This window comes from Sphingobium sp. B11D3B, from assembly GCF_025961735.1.
Taxonomy (GTDB): domain Bacteria; phylum Pseudomonadota; class Alphaproteobacteria; order Sphingomonadales; family Sphingomonadaceae; genus Sphingobium.
Window position 1 is genome coordinate 1,990,856 of the sequence record NZ_JAOQOF010000001.1, and the last position, 17,459, is coordinate 2,008,314.

Below are 17,459 nucleotides of genomic sequence, written 5' to 3' on the forward strand. Positions count from 1 at the left end.
GAGGCCCCTGCTATCAGCGCGCCTGCGGGCAAACTTGTCTCGCGACGCATCTTTCTGACCAGCGCCGCACTGGAGACAAAATCAACAGTGTGGCGGTCTGCTGGACAGGCCCCGATATGGGGTCTAGCGTGCGCAAAAGCCGGACCGAGGGCGCAAGACCCCGGCCAGGATGCGAGAGGAGCCACGGGGATGCACATCTTCACCACAAAGGCATCGAGCCGCGTCGAGCGCAGCCGGCAATGGTGCGCCGTCACGCAGGCCCCCCACATCGAATTTGCGGATGATCGCGAGGCGTCGCTGCGCGGCGGCGATTTCGGCGCGCTCCGTTTCTGCATCGTTTCGCTGGGCAGTCACCGGCTTGTTCTGCCCGACATGGCCGACCGGCGATCGCCACCGACCATGAAGCTGCTGTTCCAGGAGGAAGGCGCCGCCCGGATCAGCCAGGGCGGGCTCTACAATGATGTGCAGGCCGGCCAGTGGTGCGCGCTGCGCAAGGACGTGCCCTACACCATCGACGCGCCGGACCAATGCCGCCAGCTGGCGGTGACGGTACCGTGCAGCCTGCTCACCGCGCCCCGCTGGAGCCTGGACCGCTGGCGCAAGCCGCGCAGCTTCCTGCGGGGGCCGGCTCAGATCCTTCATGCCAGCGTCAGCGCCTCGGTGATGACCGGCAACACGCTGCGGATGCAGGACCGCGAGCTGCTCGGCGACCAGATCGCCCATCTGGTCAACATGACCATCCATGCCGATGACGTGCTGACCATGCCCGACCCGCGCGAAAGCCGGCGGCGGGCGATCCTGGAATATGTCGACCGGCATCTGGCCGATGCGGACCTGAGCATCGCGCGCATCGCGCGGGATTTCAGCATGTCGAGCCGCTCGATCCACAAGCTGTTCGAGGGTGAGGCCTATACCATTGCCCGCGCCATCTGGGACCGGCGGCTGGAGCGCTGCCGCGAGGAGATGGTCGACCCGGCCCTCGCCCGCCGGTCGATCACCGAGATCGCCCACCTTTGGGGCTTTAGCGATTCCCAGCATTTCAGCCGGGCTTTCAAACAGCGCTTCGGCCTCACGCCGCGCGATTATCGCAATCTCTTCTCGCTGCACTGAACGGCCCGGAAGGGGGATCGCGATCGCGAGCACGACCAGTCAGGTCCATGCGCTCCCATCCAATCGGCATGTCGCGCTGAGGGTCTATCCCGATAGACCTGCCGCTCGATGCCTGCCGACCGCAGGCCTGCCACCCGGGAACAGATATACGTGACCAGAAGACAGCTCACCGTCGCCCTGATCCTGCTCGCCTCGATCAACGCCTTCGGCTTCCTCGACCGCGTGATGATCGCGCTGATCGCCGAGAAGATCAAAGCCGAGTTCCTGCTCAGCGATCTGCAGATCGGCCTGCTCGGGGGCACGGCCTTCGCGGTGGTGAACGCCTTTGCGAGCGTGCCCATCGCGCGCCTGGCGGAACGCTACAACCGCGCGCGGGTGACCGCGAGCTTCCTGATGCTCGCCTCGGTGTTCACGGCACTGGCGGGCGCGACGGTCAGCTTCTTCCAGCTCTTCCTGTGCCGCTGCGGCATGGCGGCGGGCAACGCGGCGACCGAGGCGCCGCCGCACTCGATGATCTCCGACATGGTGCCGCCGGAAAAACGCGCCTCGGCCCTGTCGCTCTATATGCTCGGCGTGCCGGTGGCGGCTCTGGTCGGATCGTTCGCCGGCGGCGCCATTGCCGAGCATTTCGGCTGGCGCGACACGTTCATGTTCTTCGGCGTGATGGGCGGACTGATCGCCCTGCTGTGCTTCTTCTGCCTGCATGAGCCAGAGCGCAGTGTGCCCCCTGCCGCCGCCGGATCGGGCAAGCTCGGCACCTGGCAGGTGGTACGGCTTCTGCTGGGCAACAAGAGCATCCGCTATGTGCTCGCCGGGCTTGCCTTCATCAGCCTTGGCGCATTTGGGGTAAACACGTTCCTCCCGGCCTTCTTCTCCCGCAATTTCGGCCTGGATGCGGCGCAGGCGGGGCTGGTCTTCGGTGTCGTCTCGGGCATTGCCGCCTTTTTCGGCACGCTGCTCGGCGGCTATGGCAGCGAGCATATGGCCCGGCGCGATGCCCGCTGGCTGCTTGGCTTCCCGGCGCTCGGCACCGTGATCGGCGTACCGATCTTTCTGGCAGGGCTGAGCAGCAACATGCTGTTCGTCGCCATTCCCCTGATGCTCGTTGGCTCCTTCTCCTTCTACACCGCGATGGGGCCGGCGATCGCGACCCTGCACGGCTCGCTCGACAGCTTCAGCCGGGCGACCGGATCGGCGGTCTTCCTGCTGATGGTCCATCTGTTTGGTCAGGGACTGGGGCCGCCCTCGGTCGGCGTGGTCAGCGACATGGCCTCCAGCTTCATCTATGGCGGCAGCCAGTTCGCCACCCAGTGCGCCGGGGCTGCCGGACAGGTTCAGGGCTCAGCCTGCGCGGCCGCCTCGGCCCTGGGCCTGCGCTATGCCATCGGCCTGTTCGCCATCTTCTTCCTGCTCGGCGGGCTGATGCTGTATCTCGCGGCGCGGACCAACCACCGCGCGGCGCAGGCGACCGCCACGGCGCATTGACCGCGCCCTCATTTTGCAACGGAGACCCGCATGAGTCAGGCCATTACCGATCGCGACGCCCAGCTTGCCTTGCTGGAGAGCGCCGATCCCCAGCTCGCGGCCAACAAGCGCCTCGTCTGGGACATGTACCGCACGGTGCTGCAGGCGGGCCATGCCGACCGGGCCGCCGAATTCATCGCCGAGGGCTATATCCAGCATAATCCCAATGTCGCCTCCGGCCGCCAGCCGCTGGTCGACTTCATCAAGGGCTCGCGCCCGGTCCGCGAGATCGAAGAGCGGATCATGCTGCCGCTGGTCAACATCATCGCGGAGCGGGACATGGTGATGTGCGTGTTCGAGCGCCCTGAGAAGGATGCCGATGGGCAGCCTTATGTGACGAGCTGGTTCGACCTGTTCCGTATCGAGAATGGCATGATTGCCGAGCATTGGGACCCGGCGCTCAAGAGCGTGGAGATGCTCAAATTCGATCCCAACAGCAAGCGCACGCCGCCCACCGACTGAGCGGCGAGCGGCAACGCGAGGGTGGCCCGGGCCGCCCTACACCTCCTTATAATGGTAAGGCGCGATCACCGGCTCGGGGTAGGATTCATACTGCATCGTCGGCGGCAGATCGGGCTGCAGCCCGTCGATCGAGCGCAGCAGCTGGACGCCGCCGCGATGCCAGCCTTCATCATATTCGGTATAGATGTTCATATAGCCGTGCAGCTGCGCGATCCGCCACTTGCCGTTCTCGATCTTGTAGCTGTTCTCATAGGTCGCCTCGCCCCAGCGCGCCTCGCGCCCGACGCCGCCGACCATCATGAAGGTGCGCCAGCGCGCCTTGGCGGTGCCGGCCGCGCAATCGATGTGGACGACCGGCTGGAGCTGCATGTGATTGTACAGCACGCCAGGACCATAAGGCGGCAGATGGTGGAGATATTCCCTCACCCGCTCCCGCCCGACATAGACGCCGCGCCCGGCCAGCTCGAGCGTGCCATCCTCGGCGAACAGCTTGGCCGCATCGTCCCAGCGGCCCTTGTCGACATAATAGCCATAAGCGCACTGGAGATTGCAGATTTCGACATAATGATCGGCCTTGTCGGCACGGGCGGCGAGCGCCGTCAGATCGGACCGCAAACGCGCCAGTTCCTCGCGCAGGGCTGAGACATCATCGGACATGGGGGTGCTCCTTGGAGGTTGCTGGATTCAGATATTCGCCGTCGTCACCCCGGGCTTGATCCGGGGTCCCGCTTTACTGCTGACGCAAGCCCGAAGGCAGCGGGACCCCGGATCAAGTCCGGGGTGACGGCGGTGGGTGTGATGGGGCGGCATCCGCTCAAACTTTTGCCAGCCGGGGATCGCGCTCATCCTGAGCCCAGGGCGAGCGCATCCGATAGGGCACGAAGTGGAACACCGCCTCGACGGCGGAAATGGCATCGTCGCGGATCTTGAAGGCTTCCAGATAGGCGAAGCTGTGGGGCCGCAGGAAAAAGCCGGTGCGCGTCTCGCCATTGGTGAGCTGGTAGTCGCGCGTCTGCCCGTCATGGTCGATGAAGCCGCCGCAGAGGACCACGCCCTGCTCCTCATCCACCAGCGGATAGCGCCGCGCGCGAATCCAGTTGTCGAACCGGTAATAGCCGAGCAGGAACTGCTCCTCGCAGCCCATCTTGGCGACCGGCGCCAGATCGGGCTGGGGATTGTGCGTGGTCTGCACGCCATTTTCGCGCCGCTCGCAATCCGCCGTGAAGCGGGTGTGCAGCGTGCCGTCATTCTGCTCGAGCGTGGAGAAATAGCCATCGGCCAGCGAGAGCATCCGTGCCCGTTCGGTGCGGGAGGCTGGCGGGACCGGCTCGGTCAGTCCCGGACGCGGCGCGGGATCGGTGTTGAGGAAGGGAACGCCGCTGTCCGTCGCGCGCGCCACCAGCAGCTCGATCTCGGCGAGCGCGCCGGTTTCCAGCGCCGCGATCCGCAGCACGAACAGCGCCTTGTCGCCGCTCTCCTCCAGCACGCCGAAGCGCGCGGCATTACTGGTGCGCACGTCCACCACATCCCAGCGATACTCGCCGATGCCGGTCACGGTCTTCCAGGCACCATCGCCAAAGGGGAATTCGACGCTGTTCTCGGTATAGCGCAACCGGGGCGCGAGGGCCAAGCGCTGGGGATCATTGGCGCCCAGAGACGCGACGGTCTCATCCAGCAATGCCAGCAAAGCGGCTCTGTCCATGCGCAGACATCCTCTCCTGTAACGCCGCCGGGTTTATCCCGCTCGTCCGGTGACGCTCGCAGCCCCTAGCCGATTGTTTGCGCAGGAACTTGCCGGTGCGCGCATCCCGTTGCGGCAGGGCTCAGAGATCGATCATCCCGGCGAGTGCAGCATCGGCCCGGCCCTGTTCGACGAACTGTGCGATCAGCCATTCAGCCGCCGGGCCGGGCGGCGTATCCCGGCGCCAGATGCCGGCGAAGCGGTAGGTTCCGCCCGGATGATCGGGCATGGCGAGGCGCACCAGCGTGCCGGCGACGAGATCGCTCTCCACCATCGGCAGCGGCATATTGCCCCAGCCGACACCCTCGCACAGCAAGGCGTGCTTGGCGCCGAGATCGGCCAGCCGCCAGGTCTTGGGGCTCAGCACCGAATAATCCTGCCCATCGGTGGCGCGGGAGCGGTCGGTGAGCACGAGCTGGGTGTAATCACGCCCGGCGCCCGGCGCGATCTGCGCCATTTGCCCGAGCGGATGATCGGGCGCGGCGACCGGCACCAGCGGGACCGAGCCCGCCGCGACACATTCCACCCCATCGGCGCCAATCGCGAGCGGGCCGGAAATGCCGACCATCGCCCGCCCCTCCCGCACCATGGCGAGGACAGCGCCCAGCGCCTCGACATGCAGGCGGAGCTGGACGGTGGGATATTCGCGCGCGAAGGCCCGCAGCACCGCGCCCAGCCGCTCGGCCGGCAGCATGACGTCGACGGCCAGATCCACTTCCGCCTCCAGCCCATCGAGCAGGCCTTTGACGCGGGCGCGCAGCCCATCCACGCCATGGGCGACGGCACGGGCATCGGCGAGCAGCGCCCGGCCAGCGACGGTCAGCTCCGGCTTGCGCGTCCCTTCCCGCTCGAACAGCGTCAGGCCAAGCTGCGCCTCCAGATTGGCGATGCCATAGCTGATGACGGACACGGCGCGATTGAGCCGCCGCCCTGCCGCCGCGAAGCTGCCGCTGTCCACCACCGCAAGGAAGATGCGCAACTGATCGAGCGTTGGCGTGCCGGGCGCGCTCACTATTCAACTTTCTCGAACATAATGGTCTATTTTATCCCACTGAACAGCAAAGCTCACAAGCCCTAAATCGGTCTCCAACGCCGGACAGAACGCCCGCGACCTTCCCTCTGACAAGGAGACACACGATGATCGACCTTCGCCCCTTCGATAGCCTCGGCGCCGCCAACCACGGCTGGCTGGATGCCCATCACCACTTCTCCTTTGCCGGCTACCATGATCCAGCGCGGGTCCACTTCGGCAGCCTGCGGGTGTGGAACGACGATGCCATCGCGCCGCAGACGGGCTTCCCGCCCCATCCGCACCGCGACATGGAGATCATCACCTATGTCCGCGAGGGCGCGATCACCCATCAGGACAGTCTCGGCAATGTCGGCCGCACGGAAGCCGGCGACGTTCAGGTGATGAGCGCCGGCACTGGCATCCGCCACTCGGAATATAATCTCGAGGATGTGACCACGCGGATCTTCCAGATCTGGATCATCCCCACCCGCGAGGGCGAGCCGCCGCAATGGGGCGCCAAGCCTTTCCCCAAGGGCGAGCGCTCGGGCAAATTCGTCACCCTGGCCTCGGGCCATGCCGAGGATGAGGACGCCCTGCCGATCCGCACCGATGGCCGGGTGCTGGGCGCGACCCTGCGTGCCGGCGAGACGGCGGACTATCCGCTCGGCAAGGACCGCAAGGCCTATCTGGTGCCCGCCACCGGCGCCGTGCAGATCGAGGACGTGAGGGTGAATGCCCGTGACGGCGCCGCGATCAGCGATGTGGAGGTGCTGCGCATCACGGCCATCGAGGACAGCGAAATCGTCCTCGTGGATGTGATCTGACCGCAGGAACGCCGCGCTGCCGAACCCACCGGCAGCGCGGCGTTCGCTTGTCCGCGACGCCGCGCCTCAATCGGGCATCAGGCCATAGGCGCGGTTCTTGACGACGCTCTCCAGCAACAGCCGCTCGACCGCATCCCTGTCCGCCTGCGCCTCGGCATCCCGCCGATGGAAGACAAGCCGCCAGTCATGCAGGGGAAAGAGCCGCACGATCCTGCCCCGCATATCCGGCGGGATCATCGGCGCAGGGAGGTTGGCGACCGCCTGACCGCGCGCCACCATGGCAATGATCACATCGAAAAACTGCACCCGCGCCACGATGTTGGTGGGCTGCACGCCAAAGGATGCCAGCTTGCGGCGCAGGCGCTGCTCCGCCCCGTCATCCCGCCCAGACGGCAAGGCGAAGGGCAAGCCCGCCACCTCTTTCGGTGAAAGCGGCACCTCGCGGCCTGCGGCCAGTTTGCGGTTGCCGAAGATGCCGCCCGATACTCGCCCCAGCGACCGCATCGCTTCCGCCACGGGCTCATCGGCAGGCTGGTGGATCAGCACGAAGTCATAGGTGCCACTGCTGGCCGCGAGCGTGGATTCATGGCTCGGAATGCGGGTGTCGAACTCCAGAACGATGTGGGGATGGGCGGCCAGAAACCTGTCCAGCCTTGGCCGCACATAATGATCAGCGAGGCCCTGCCCCAGCAGGATGCGAAAGCGCACCATCTCGCGGGGGCCGGGCCTGCGCAGACGGTGTGCCGCCAGTTGATCGGCCGCGCTGGAAAATATCCTCAAGTCGGCGAGGAAGCGCTCGCCCTCGGGCGTGAGTTCTGGACGCCGCCCCGCGCTGCGGGCCATCAGCGCGACCCCGAGCTGCGCTTCCAGCGCCTTGAACTGGCTGCTCACCGACGCCTGGGAAATGCCCAGCAATTCGGCGCTACCGGCAAAACTGCGTGTCTCGGCAAGCGTCTCGAAGATCACCAGCTGGCGCAGGGTAAATGGCAGGCTTTGCAGGGCACTCATCATTCAGCCATAACCTGTGCATTATAAATGCTATTGCCCGTACATCTGTTGCCTCGCCCGTTCAATCGCTGCCACATGAGCGAAAGTCAGACGGAGACCCAAGTTGACCGACCTTGATGTGACTCGCCGCAGCGTGCTCGGCCAATCTTTGGGCTTGATCGGCGCCGGCATGGTGGGGGCCAGTTCGACGGCACGGGCCGCGCGGCCTAAGAAGGCATCGGGCAATCGGCGCAAGCAGCCGAACATCCTGTTCATCATGGCCGACGACATGGGCTATGCCGACCTCTCCTGCTACGGCCGGCGGGACTATGAAACCCCGGCGATCGACAGCCTCGCGGCGGACGGGATGCGCTTCCTGCAAGGCTATGCCAATTCCGCCGTCTGTTCGGCGACGCGCACGGGCCTCATCACCGGCCGCTATCAGAACCGCCTGCCCATCGGCCTTGAGGAGCCGCTCGCTCAGCGCCCTGTCGGCCTGCCGCCCGAGCATCCCACTCTCCCGTCGCTGCTGCGGGCGGTGGGTTATGGGACGACGCTGATCGGCAAATGGCATCTGGGCGCGCTGCCCAAATATGGCCCGCTCAAGAGCGGCTATGACCATTTCTGGGGATTCCGGGGCGGCGGCGTGGACTATTTCACGCATAAATATGCCGGGCGCCACGACCTGTGGGACGATGACCGCGAGGTGTTCGAGAAGGGTTATCTCACCGATCTTCTGGCCGAGCGCGCGCTGGAGACGATCAGCACCGCCGCCCAGGGCGACAAGCCCTTCTTCATCTCGCTGCACGTCAACGCGCCGCACTGGCCCTGGGAGGGGCCGGGCGACGAGGCCGAGGCCATCAGGCTGGATGCCGATGGCAAGCCGACGGCGCTGATGCATTATGACGGCGGCTCGCAGCGCATCTATGCGCAGATGGTGACGCGGCTGGACATGCAGGTCGGGCGCATTCTGCAGCGGCTGGACGACCTTGGCATCGCGGACGATACCATCGTCATCTTTACCAGCGACAATGGCGGCGAGCGCTTCGCCGACACCTGGCCTTTCACGGGGCGCAAGACCGAGTTGCTGGAAGGTGGCCTTCGCATCCCTGCGATCGTGCGCTGGCCCGCCTATGTGCCTGCCGGAGTCACCAGCGATCAGGTGATGATGTCCATGGACTGGCTGCCGACCCTGCTCGCGGCAGCGGGCGGGGCGCCGGACCCGGCCTATCCGAGCGACGGCATCAATCTGCTGCCTTATCTCGCCGACCCCTCCAGCAAGAGCGAGCGGACCTTGTGCTGGCGCTACAAGAATCTGGACCAGCAGGCCTGCCGCATGGGCGATTGGAAGTATCTGAAGATTCTCCAGAACAGCTTCCTGTTCAACGTCGCCGACGATCCGATGGAGCGCGCGAACCTCAAGGACCGGATGCCGGAGAAAATGGCGCAGGTGAAGGCGGCCTATGACGCATGGGACAGCCAGATGCTGCCGCTCGACCCGGATTCATCGACCCATGGCTTCACCGGCAAGGACCTGGCCGATCACTTCGGCGCCAAGATGGAGAACAGCGTCAAGCCGCGCTGACGGGCGTGGCGGGGTAGGCAGGCTCGGGTGTCCTGCGGCCCCGCCCGCTCAGGGTGCCCAGCCCTGCCCGGCCTCATAAGGCAGGCGCGTGAAGATCAGCTCGACCTCGCGCACCTTGCCGCCCCGCATGCCCAGCATCTCGCCGCTGAGCAGCGACATCGGCCCCCTCGGCTTGGCGGGGCAGGTGCGACCATAGCCCGGAATGTCGTTGCACTCGGTCCGCCCATAAAAGCGCAGGGAAAACACGCCGAACAGCACCTGCTGTTCCTCATCCACCACCAGAGTGCGACGCGGATCGACCTTATCGAGCGTATCGAACAGATGCGCCTCCACCTGCGCCTGACAGCTCATGCTGCCGAAATGCGGCAGCGGTTTGCCGGGGATGGGCGTAATGGGATAGGCCAGTTGCGGGTTGCCGCTCATCGGCATCCGGTTTTCGATCCGCTGGCAATCCGGCGCGAAATGATCGCCCTTGTTGCGCAGCATATTATCGAAGTTCCGGTCGGCCAGTGCGATCATTTCGGCGCGGGACAGGCGCTCGCGCTTGGGCACGATGGTGCGCAGGCCTGCTCTGACCTCGGTCGGCATGGAGGGATGCTGCGGCGCGAATGACCGGCCGATCACCGTCTCGGCTTCCGCGATCCGCCCGGCGACGATCTTGAGGCGCGTGGCATAGCCGACGGTCTTGCCGGCCTCCTTCACTTCTCCCAGCACCGCGACTTGGCCTGCGGCCACATCGGCGGCGCGCGCCTGGTAGCTGCTATAGCCATCCGTCGTCTGCCAGAGCCCCTCGCCCGGCGCCACCGGCACGCCATTCTCGGTGGCGCGAAAGTCCGGTGCGAGGTCGAGACCGGCTGGCGTGCCCTGCTCAACGGCGGCGAGATAGCGGTCCACATGCGCATAGAGGCAGGCGCGGTCGCACGCAGGCGCGACCTCCCGTGCCAGCGTCGGCAAGCCGGGGGAGAGCAGCAGCGCGAGGGCGGTGGCACGCCATGCAAAGCGGATCATCCGTCAGTCCTTTCCGTCGCGCAGATCGCCCAGCCAGCCGCTGTCGGCCTCATAAGGCGCGAATTTGAAGATCGCCTCGACCTCGTGAATCTTGCCGCCGCGCACGCCGAGGATCTCCGCATTGAGCAATGAGACCGGCTGGCGCGGCTTGTCATGGCAGATCGTGCCATAGCCGGGGACCTCGTTGCACCGGCCGTTCTTGTACCAGCGCATGACATAGACGCCGAAGACGAGCTGCTTCTCCTCATCGAGCAGGAGGAAGCGGCGCGGCTCGACCGCGTCGAGCTGGTCGAACAGGTGCAGGCTGATCTGCTGGCCGCAGCCCATGCTGCCGAAATGCGGCTTGGGCACGCCGGGGATCGTGCCGATGGGATAGTTGAGTTCCGCATTGCCGCTCATCGCCATGCGGTTCTCGATCCGCTGGCAATCCTCCGCATAGAGGGAGCCGTCGGCCGCGAGCAGCGCGTCGAAATTGGCATTGGCCGTCTCGATCATCTGCTGGCGGGTCAGCCGCTCGGCGGGCGGAACGATATTGCCGAACGACGCGCGCGGCGCCGGCACGATGGATGTGCCGGGCACCCGCCCGCGCCCGAGAATCGTCTCCACCTCGGTGATCTTGCGATCCGCCACCTTGAGGCGCAGCGCGATGGTGACCTTGCCCTCCCCTTCCAGCACCTCGCCGATATAGCCGACGGTGCCGCTCACCGGATCGGCGAGGTCGATGCGATAGGTGCCAAGGCCGGTCGCCGTCTGCCACAGGCCCGCGCCGAGACGGACCTCCTGCGCATCTTCGGTCGCGCGATAGCGCGTCGCCATCGGCGCCCTAGCGGGCGCGCGCGCGATCATGGCGGCCAGATACTGGTCCATGATCTCGGTGAGGCAGGTGCGGTCACAGGCCGCCGGTGCGGCAGGTCCGGCAGCCATCGCCGGGGCGGCGAGCAGGAGCGCGGCCATCGCGGCCAGCCCCCGGATGGGACGCGCGATCATGGCTGCACGGGACGCGGGCGGGGCCGGATGCGGGTGATCTTGCCGCATGGAATCTCGTAGAGCAGCACGCCGCGCAACCGCCAGTCATCGCCCGCCTTCAAGGGCCGTGAGCCAAAGTCGGGCCAGTCGCTGGTGGCCTGAAAATGCGCTTCCAGATCGACCGTCGCGCCCTGTGGCTGCACCTCGATGGCGTGCGGGGTGACATGCTCCTTCAGCCCACGGGCATCGACGTCGCGATAAAAGGCGATGATGGCATCGCGCCCCTTGAGATCGGGCCACTTCCCGCCTTTCACCAGGACGACATCGGCGTCGTAATAGCTGGTGAAGCAGGCATAATCGCGCGCATTGAAACAGAGGAAATAGCGCTCGAAATCGGCCTTGGTCATGCCCGGCGACGGGCAATTCTCGGCCGCCACAGCCGTTTGGGCGAGCGATCCGAGCAGAGCAAGCATGAGCGCTTTGCCGACGGCTGAGCTGAACCGCATCCCCTGTGACCTCCCCCTCATGACGCACATCCGCATGCAGCGGATAAATCGTGATACGTCGTTGTAGTTTATTCCGTCCTGCAGGGCCGCCTTGTCAAGCGAAATGCCCGGTGAGCGAAACCGCCCTTGTGACCTTCTGACGGAGGCTGGCGGGCCAATGATCGTTCCACTCCAATGGCTTGGGTCGCGATGGGACAAGCTGCCGGAACGATCCCTTGACCCTGCTCAGAATAGGAACATAATAGGAACATATGAGACTCGCCCCTGCCCTTTTGTGCGATCACGCGATGCCGGATGCCCCCTCCCGAAAGGCGTTCGGCATCGCCGCGATCGATACGCTGCTGGGCGGCGGGCTGGCGCGCGGGCGAGTACATGAAGTCTATGCGGCAGAGGTGGACGATGTCGCGGCAGCGGCGGGTTTCGTCGTCTCGCTGGCGACAGGTCTGAGCGAGGCCGACGGCAAGGTGCTGTGGCTCCGCGAGCGACAGGCGAGCCGAAAAGGCGGCGTGGCGCAGGGCCATGGCTGGGCCGAACTGGGCGGCGCCCCCGGCCTGGGGCTGATCGGCACCGTCAGGGACGGCATGGACCTGCTGCGTGCCGCCGTGGATGCCTTGCGCTGCTCTGGCCTGAGCGCGGTCGTGGTGGAAGGCTGGGGGCCGATGCCCGCACTGGACCTGACCGCCAGCCGCCGCCTGACTCTGGCGGCAGAGAAATCCGGCGTGACGCTGCTGCTGCTGCGCCCTGACGCGCCGCCCGTGCCCAGCGCGGGTCAGACCCGCTGGCAGGTGGCCGCCGCACCTTCGCTCGCGCTGCCGGGCAATGCGCCCGGACTGCCGACCTTCGATGTGACCTTGCTGCGCCAACGTTCCGGCCCTTGCGGCCTTTCCTGGCGGCTGGAGTGGGACCGTGACCGACGCTTGTTCCGTGAAGCGGCGCTATCTGGCGCTGTGGTTTCCGCTCCTGCCCACAGAAAGGCTGCGGATTCAGCAGGGGATCGACAGCGCGGGGACCGGCGGGCAGCCTAACGGGCCGCTGGTTCTCGTCGCCAAGATCAAGGGCGCATTGCGGCTGTGCGCCGTCGATGCGCAGGCCCACGCGCTCGGCATCTTGCCGGGCCAGACGCTGGCCGATGCCCGCGCGCTGCAGCCCGACCTCATCTTGGCCGACATGGACGAAGAGGCCGACCGTCACTGGCTGCAGCGGCTGGCCCGGCATTGCATCGCCTGGTCGCCGCATGTCACCCTCGCCCCGCCCGATGGGATAACGCTGGATATTGCGGGAAGCGACCATCTGTTCGGCGGCGAGGCAGGCCTGGCCGCGCAGGCCGAGGATGCCTTCGCCGCGATTGGCATGAGCGTGCGCATGGCCACAGCCTCCACCGCGCAGGGCGCGCAGGCGCTGGCCCGTCATGCCCGCCTGCCCGTCACCAGCGAGCGGGAGGCGCTGCGGGCGCTGCCCGTGCTGGCGCTGGGGCTGGACGAAGAGGCGACGCTCGCCTTGCGCCGCGCCGGGCTAAAGACCATCGGCGATCTGGCGTCGCGGGCCGCCGCCAGCATCGCCGCGCGATTCGGGGCGGACGCGGTGACTGCCTTGCGCCGCCTGCTGGGCGAGGAGCAGGCGCCGATCGATCCGCTCGCACAGCCCCAGCCGCTCCATTTCGAGCGCCGTTTTGCCGAGCCGGTTGCCTTGCAGGCCAGCATCGCCGCCTGTTTTCTCGACCTGCTGCGCGAGGCGGCCCGGACACTCGATGAGCGCGGACTGGGGGGCCGGCGCTTTGTGCTGACATTGTTTCGCAGCGATGGGGCGCGCCATCGGCTGGCAATCGAGACCGGTCTGCCCACGCGCGATCCGGCGCCGGTGCTGCGCCTGTTCGACGAACGCATCGGGACGCTGGCCGACCCGCTCGACCCCGGCTTTGGCTATGACCGCATCACCTTGTTCCTGCCCGTCACCGAGCCGCTCGGCACCAGCCAGCCGGCTCTGGATGGCAGCGAGCAGGATGCCGGCGCGCTGGCCGATCTGATCGACCGGTTGAGCACCCGCCTGGGGCCGGCCAGCCTGTGTCGCCTTGAGCCGCAGGACAGCCATATTCCCGAACAGGCGCAGCTTGCCTTGCCGGCGATCCACGCCCGTGCGCCCCTTCCATGGCCCACGCCCCCGGTGGGCGAGCCGCCCTTGCGGCCGCTGTTCCTGTTCGATCCGCCGCAGCCGGTGGAGGTGATCGCGCAAGTGCCGGACGGCCCGCCGCATCGCTTCCGCTGGAAACGCAAGCTGCACGAGGTGCGGCTCTATGAAGGCCCCGAGCGGATCGCCTCCGAATGGTGGCGGCGCAAGGGCGGCGAAGCCCCCGGCAAGGCCGGACTGACACGGGACTATTACCGGATCGAGGACGTGCGCGGGCGACGCTACTGGATCTTCCGCCATGGGCTTTATGATGAAAAGCCGGATCCGAACTGGTATCTCCACGGGCTGTTCGCATGAGCGACCCTCCCCCTTTCGCAGAGCTGGTCGCGGCCACCAATTACAGCTTCCTGCGCGGCGCTTCGCATCCCGCGCATATGGTGGCGCAGGCCCATCATCTGGGCATGGCCGGGTTGGGCATTGCGGATCGCAACACGGTGGCAGGCGTCGTGCGCGCGCATGTGGCCTGGCGGGAGATCGGCGGGCCTGCCACCGGTTTTCGCCTTGCTGTCGGCGCGCGGCTGGTCTTTGCGGATGGGACGCCGGATATCGTCGCCTATCCCGCCACCCGCCATGGCTGGGGTCGGCTGACGCGGCTGTTGACGCTGGGCAACCGCCGCGCGGAAAAGGGTGATTGCACGCTCAATCTGCCGGATCTGCTCGATCATGCCGACGACCTGCTGCTGATTGCGACAGGGCGCGACCGGAGCCTGTTGGAGCGGCTGACGGAGGCGCGTCCCGGCGCGGTGTGGCTGGCGGCGACCATGCAGCGCAGCGGCGCGGATGCGCGGCGGCTTGCGCAGACGCAGGCGCTGGGCGCGGCGTGCGGCGTGCCTCTGCTCGCCACGTGCGATGCGCTCTACGATCATCCCGATGCGCGACCGCTGCACGATATCCTGACCTGCATTCGCGAAGGCACGACCATCGCTGCGGCGGGTCGACGCCTGCTGGCCAATGCCGAACGCCATCTCAAGCCCCCTGCTGAAATCGCCCGCCTGTTCCGCACCTGTCCGCAAGCCGTCACGGCCAGCACGGACATCCTCTCGCGCATCGCCTTCAAGCTCGATGATCTGCGCTATGAATATCCGCATGAACCCGTGCCCGAAGGCTGGCAGCCGCAAGCCTGGCTGGAACATCTGGTGGAGCTGGGCGGCCGCGAATATTTCCCCGATGGCCTGCCCGAAAAATACCAAGCGGTGCTGGATGAGGAATATGCGCTAATCCGCAAGCGGAACTACGCTTATTACTTCCTCACCGTGCACGATATTGTGCGCCATGCCCGCAGCCTCGAGCAGCCGATCCTGTGCCAGGGCCGGGGCAGCGCGGCCAATTCTCTGGTCTGCTATTTCCTCGGCATCACCCCGATTGATCCGGTGCGGGAGAAGCTGCTGTTCTCGCGCTTCCTCTCGGAAGAGCGCCATGAACCGCCCGATATCGACGTGGATTTCGAGCATGAGCGCCGCGAGGAAATCATGCAGTATATCTATGCCCGCTATGGCCGCGAGCGGGCGGGCATTGCCGCCACGGTGATCCATTACCGTCCGCGCAGCGCGATCCGCGAAGTGGGCAAGGCGCTGGGCCTCACCGAAGACGTGACCGCGCGGATCGCCTCGACCATCTGGGGCTCGCCCGGCGGTAGTCGGGTGCCCTCCCCGCGGATCGAGGAGGCAGGATTTGATCCTGACAATCCCGAAGTCGGCCGGCTGCGGACGCTGGTTGAGCGCCTGCTCGAATATCCCCGCCATCTCTCTCAGCATGTCGGCGGATTCGTGCTGACCGAGAGCCGGCTCGACGAACTGGTGCCCATTCACAATGGCGCCATGCCCGATCGCACCTTCATCGAATGGGACAAGGACGATATCGACGCGCTGGGCCTGATGAAGGTGGATGTGCTGGCGCTCGGGATGCTGACCTGCATCCGCAAGAGCTTCGACCTGCTGCGCACGCATGGCCTCGCCGACCTGACCCTGGCCACCGTGCCGCGCGAGGACAAGGCGACCTACGCCATGCTCCAGCGCGGCGACAGCATCGGCACCTTTCAGGTCGAAAGTCGCGCGCAGATCGCCATGCTGCCGCGGATGAGGCCGAAGGAGCTGTACGATCTGGTCATTCAAGTGGCGATCGTCCGTCCCGGCCCGATCCAGGGCGGCATGGTCCATCCCTATCTGCGCCGTCGTAACAAGGAGGAGGCCGTGGTCTTCCCCAGCCCTGCCCCGCCGAACGATCCAAACGAGCTGCGCGAGGTGCTGGGCAAGACATTGGGCGTGCCGCTGTTCCAGGAACAGGCCATGAAGCTGGCCATCGTGGCGGCCAAGTTCACGCCGCCCCAGGCCGATGGGTTGCGGCGCGCCATGGCGACCTTTCGCCATCACGGGACGGTGCATAATTACCAGAGCCTGCTGGTCGAAGGCATGGTGGCGCGCGGCTATGAGCGGGACTTTGCCGAACGCTGCTATCAACAGATCGAGGGCTTTGGCGAATATGGCTTTCCCGAAAGCCATGCCCAGGCCTTCGGATGGCTCGCTTATGTCTCATCATGGCTGAAATGCCGCCACCCGGCTGCGTTCACCTGCGCCCTGCTCAACAGCCAGCCGATGGGCTTTTATGCGCCCGCGCAGCTGGTGCGCGATGCGCAGGAGCATGGCGTGGAGGTCCGTGCGGTCGACGTGAATGCCAGCGAATGGGATAGCACGCTGGAAGGACCGGCCGGCGCTGCGCTGGCGCTGCGGCTGGGATTTTCACGCATCGACGGCTTCCGGCAGGGATGGGCCGACACGATCGCACAGGCCAGGCAGGCCGGCGCGTTCGTTTCTATCGAAGATCTCGCCCGGCGGGCCAGCCTGCCTCTCCAGGCCTTGCGCAAGCTGGCCGATGCCGATGCTTTTGGCGCGCTGGCGGAGTCGCGCCGCGATGCCTTGTGGGAGGTGCGTCGCACGCCGCCCACTCAGCTACCGCTGTTCGCTTTTGCCGATGCACCGGAACTGGGCCGGGAAGCCGATCCGCGCCTGCCCGCCATGCCGCTCTCCGAGGAAGTGGTGGCCGATTACCAGACCGCGCGGCTCTCGCTGAAGGGGCATCCGATGCAGTTTCTGCGCGCTGCGCTGACCCGCGAAGGCGTGCGATCCTGCGCGGCCGCCAATGCGCTGCCCGATGGCCGCAGGGCGCGCGTCGCCGGCGTGGTCCTGACCCGGCAGCGGCCCGGCAAGGGCAATGCCGTGTTCATCACGATCGAGGATGAAACGGGGATCGTCAACGCGCTGCTCTGGGCGCGGGATCTCGACAAGCAGCGCCACGCCGTGATGGCCGCGCGCCTGATGCTGATCGAGGGCGAAATCCAGAAGAGCAAGGAAGGCGTAGTCCACCTGATGGTCCGGCGGGTGATCGATCGCACGGCCATGCTCGATGACCTCGCCGATCATCCCCCCATGGCTCCGCAAACCGCGCGCGGCGACGAAGTCCGCAACCCACAGCGCCCCCGCATCAATGGCCATCCCCGCAATGTCAGGATTCTGCCGAAATCACGCGACTTCCACTGAGGCCCGTCTAGGGCATG

15 protein-coding genes are annotated in these 17,459 nt (G+C 66.5%); 8 read left to right on the top strand and 7 right to left on the bottom strand.

Annotated features, from left to right (window positions below; translation table 11 throughout):
* Positions 1–189 precede the first annotated feature (189 nt).
* The 3 genes from M2333_RS09350 (at position 190) to M2333_RS09360 (ending at position 3,096) form a co-directional block, all read left to right on the top strand.
* Positions 190–1,110, top strand: coding sequence for a helix-turn-helix domain-containing protein (locus M2333_RS09350; RefSeq protein WP_264611575.1), 921 nt, complete (start codon positions 190–192; stop codon positions 1,108–1,110).
* Between the two features lie 150 nt (positions 1,111–1,260).
* Positions 1,261–2,595 (top strand): MFS transporter, encoded by a 1,335-nt coding sequence (locus tag M2333_RS09355; RefSeq protein WP_264576368.1) that lies wholly within the window; start codon positions 1,261–1,263, stop codon positions 2,593–2,595.
* Positions 2,596–2,625: 30 nt separating this feature from the next.
* Entirely contained in the window at positions 2,626–3,096 is a 471-nt protein-coding gene (locus M2333_RS09360) for a nuclear transport factor 2 family protein (protein WP_264611576.1), read from the top strand.
* 36 nt (positions 3,097–3,132) lie between these two features.
* Here the strand turns inward: M2333_RS09360 and M2333_RS09365 are convergent, their stop codons facing one another.
* The 3 genes from M2333_RS09365 to M2333_RS09375 all read right to left on the bottom strand — a co-directional run bounded on the left by M2333_RS09365 (position 3,133) and on the right by M2333_RS09375 (position 5,849).
* Positions 3,133–3,753: a nuclear transport factor 2 family protein gene (locus M2333_RS09365; RefSeq protein WP_181558933.1), complete on the bottom strand. Its 621-nt coding sequence runs from the start codon at positions 3,751–3,753 to the stop codon at positions 3,133–3,135.
* A gap of 157 nt (positions 3,754–3,910) precedes the next feature.
* Positions 3,911–4,798 carry a hypothetical protein gene (locus M2333_RS09370; RefSeq protein WP_264611577.1) on the bottom strand — a complete coding sequence of 296 codons (888 nt, stop codon included), beginning with the start codon at positions 4,796–4,798 and terminating at the stop codon, positions 3,911–3,913.
* A 121-nt stretch (positions 4,799–4,919) separates the two neighbouring features.
* Positions 4,920–5,849, bottom strand: a complete 930-nt coding sequence (locus tag M2333_RS09375; RefSeq protein ID WP_264611578.1) for a LysR family transcriptional regulator — start codon at positions 5,847–5,849, stop codon at positions 4,920–4,922.
* A 125-nt stretch (positions 5,850–5,974) separates the two neighbouring features.
* Between M2333_RS09375 and M2333_RS09380 the strand changes: the two genes are divergently transcribed.
* Positions 5,975–6,673 (top strand): pirin family protein, encoded by a 699-nt coding sequence (locus M2333_RS09380; RefSeq protein WP_181561336.1) that lies wholly within the window; start codon positions 5,975–5,977, stop codon positions 6,671–6,673.
* Between the two features lie 66 nt (positions 6,674–6,739).
* Here M2333_RS09380 and M2333_RS09385 read toward each other — a convergent pair whose 3' ends face one another.
* Positions 6,740–7,684 carry a LysR family transcriptional regulator gene (locus M2333_RS09385; protein ID WP_264611579.1) on the bottom strand — a complete coding sequence of 315 codons (945 nt, stop codon included), beginning with the start codon at positions 7,682–7,684 and terminating at the stop codon, positions 6,740–6,742.
* A gap of 100 nt (positions 7,685–7,784) precedes the next feature.
* Here M2333_RS09385 and M2333_RS09390 point away from each other — a divergent pair, with 100 nt between their 5' ends.
* Entirely contained in the window at positions 7,785–9,245 is a 1,461-nt protein-coding gene (locus M2333_RS09390; protein WP_264611580.1) for a sulfatase, read from the top strand.
* Between the two features lie 48 nt (positions 9,246–9,293).
* Here M2333_RS09390 and M2333_RS09395 read toward each other — a convergent pair whose 3' ends face one another.
* Genes M2333_RS09395 through M2333_RS09405 form a run of 3 tightly spaced genes read right to left on the bottom strand, consistent with a single transcriptional unit; the run spans position 9,294 to position 11,725 of the window.
* Positions 9,294–10,253, bottom strand: coding sequence for a hypothetical protein (locus M2333_RS09395; protein ID WP_264611581.1), 960 nt, complete (start codon positions 10,251–10,253; stop codon positions 9,294–9,296).
* A gap of 3 nt (positions 10,254–10,256) precedes the next feature.
* A complete protein-coding gene (locus M2333_RS09400; protein ID WP_264586734.1) occupies positions 10,257–11,240 on the bottom strand; it encodes a hypothetical protein in 984 nt (327 codons plus the stop codon).
* Complete coding sequence (locus tag M2333_RS09405) at positions 11,237–11,725, bottom strand: nuclear transport factor 2 family protein (protein WP_181558927.1); 489 nt, start codon at positions 11,723–11,725, stop codon at positions 11,237–11,239. The genes M2333_RS09400 and M2333_RS09405 overlap by 4 nt, the downstream gene beginning before the upstream one ends.
* Positions 11,726–11,976: 251 nt before the next feature.
* On the opposite strand from M2333_RS09405, the gene M2333_RS09410 reads away from it, so the two are divergent.
* From M2333_RS09410 to M2333_RS09420, 3 genes are read left to right on the top strand one after another with little or no spacing between them, the layout of a single operon-like run.
* Positions 11,977–12,750 carry an ImuA family protein gene (locus M2333_RS09410; protein ID WP_181558926.1) on the top strand — a complete coding sequence of 258 codons (774 nt, stop codon included), beginning with the start codon at positions 11,977–11,979 and terminating at the stop codon, positions 12,748–12,750.
* Positions 12,632–14,206, top strand: coding sequence for a Y-family DNA polymerase (locus M2333_RS09415; protein WP_264611582.1), 1,575 nt, complete (start codon positions 12,632–12,634; stop codon positions 14,204–14,206). Before M2333_RS09410 ends, M2333_RS09415 begins: the two co-directional genes overlap by 119 nt.
* Positions 14,203–17,442 (top strand): error-prone DNA polymerase, encoded by a 3,240-nt coding sequence (locus M2333_RS09420; RefSeq protein ID WP_264611583.1) that lies wholly within the window; start codon positions 14,203–14,205, stop codon positions 17,440–17,442. The genes M2333_RS09415 and M2333_RS09420 overlap by 4 nt, the downstream gene beginning before the upstream one ends.
* Positions 17,443–17,459: the final 17 nt, after the last annotated feature.

Coding starts and splice junctions, on each gene's coding strand:
- M2333_RS09380 (WP_181561336.1), top strand. CDS start 5,975: ATGATCGACCTTCGCCCCTTCGATAGCCTCGGCGCCGCCAACCACGGC.
- M2333_RS09400 (WP_264586734.1), bottom strand. CDS start 11,240: ATGATCGCGCGTCCCATCCGGGGGCTGGCCGCGATGGCCGCGCTCCTG.
- M2333_RS09350 (WP_264611575.1), top strand. CDS start 190: ATGCACATCTTCACCACAAAGGCATCGAGCCGCGTCGAGCGCAGCCGG.
- M2333_RS09360 (WP_264611576.1), top strand. CDS start 2,626: ATGAGTCAGGCCATTACCGATCGCGACGCCCAGCTTGCCTTGCTGGAG.
- M2333_RS09395 (WP_264611581.1), bottom strand. CDS start 10,253: ATGATCCGCTTTGCATGGCGTGCCACCGCCCTCGCGCTGCTGCTCTCC.
- M2333_RS09405 (WP_181558927.1), bottom strand. CDS start 11,725: ATGCGGTTCAGCTCAGCCGTCGGCAAAGCGCTCATGCTTGCTCTGCTC.
- M2333_RS09420 (WP_264611583.1), top strand. CDS start 14,203: ATGAGCGACCCTCCCCCTTTCGCAGAGCTGGTCGCGGCCACCAATTAC.
- M2333_RS09385 (WP_264611579.1), bottom strand. CDS start 7,684: ATGATGAGTGCCCTGCAAAGCCTGCCATTTACCCTGCGCCAGCTGGTG.
- M2333_RS09365 (WP_181558933.1), bottom strand. CDS start 3,753: ATGTCCGATGATGTCTCAGCCCTGCGCGAGGAACTGGCGCGTTTGCGG.
- M2333_RS09410 (WP_181558926.1), top strand. CDS start 11,977: ATGAGACTCGCCCCTGCCCTTTTGTGCGATCACGCGATGCCGGATGCC.
- M2333_RS09370 (WP_264611577.1), bottom strand. CDS start 4,798: ATGGACAGAGCCGCTTTGCTGGCATTGCTGGATGAGACCGTCGCGTCT.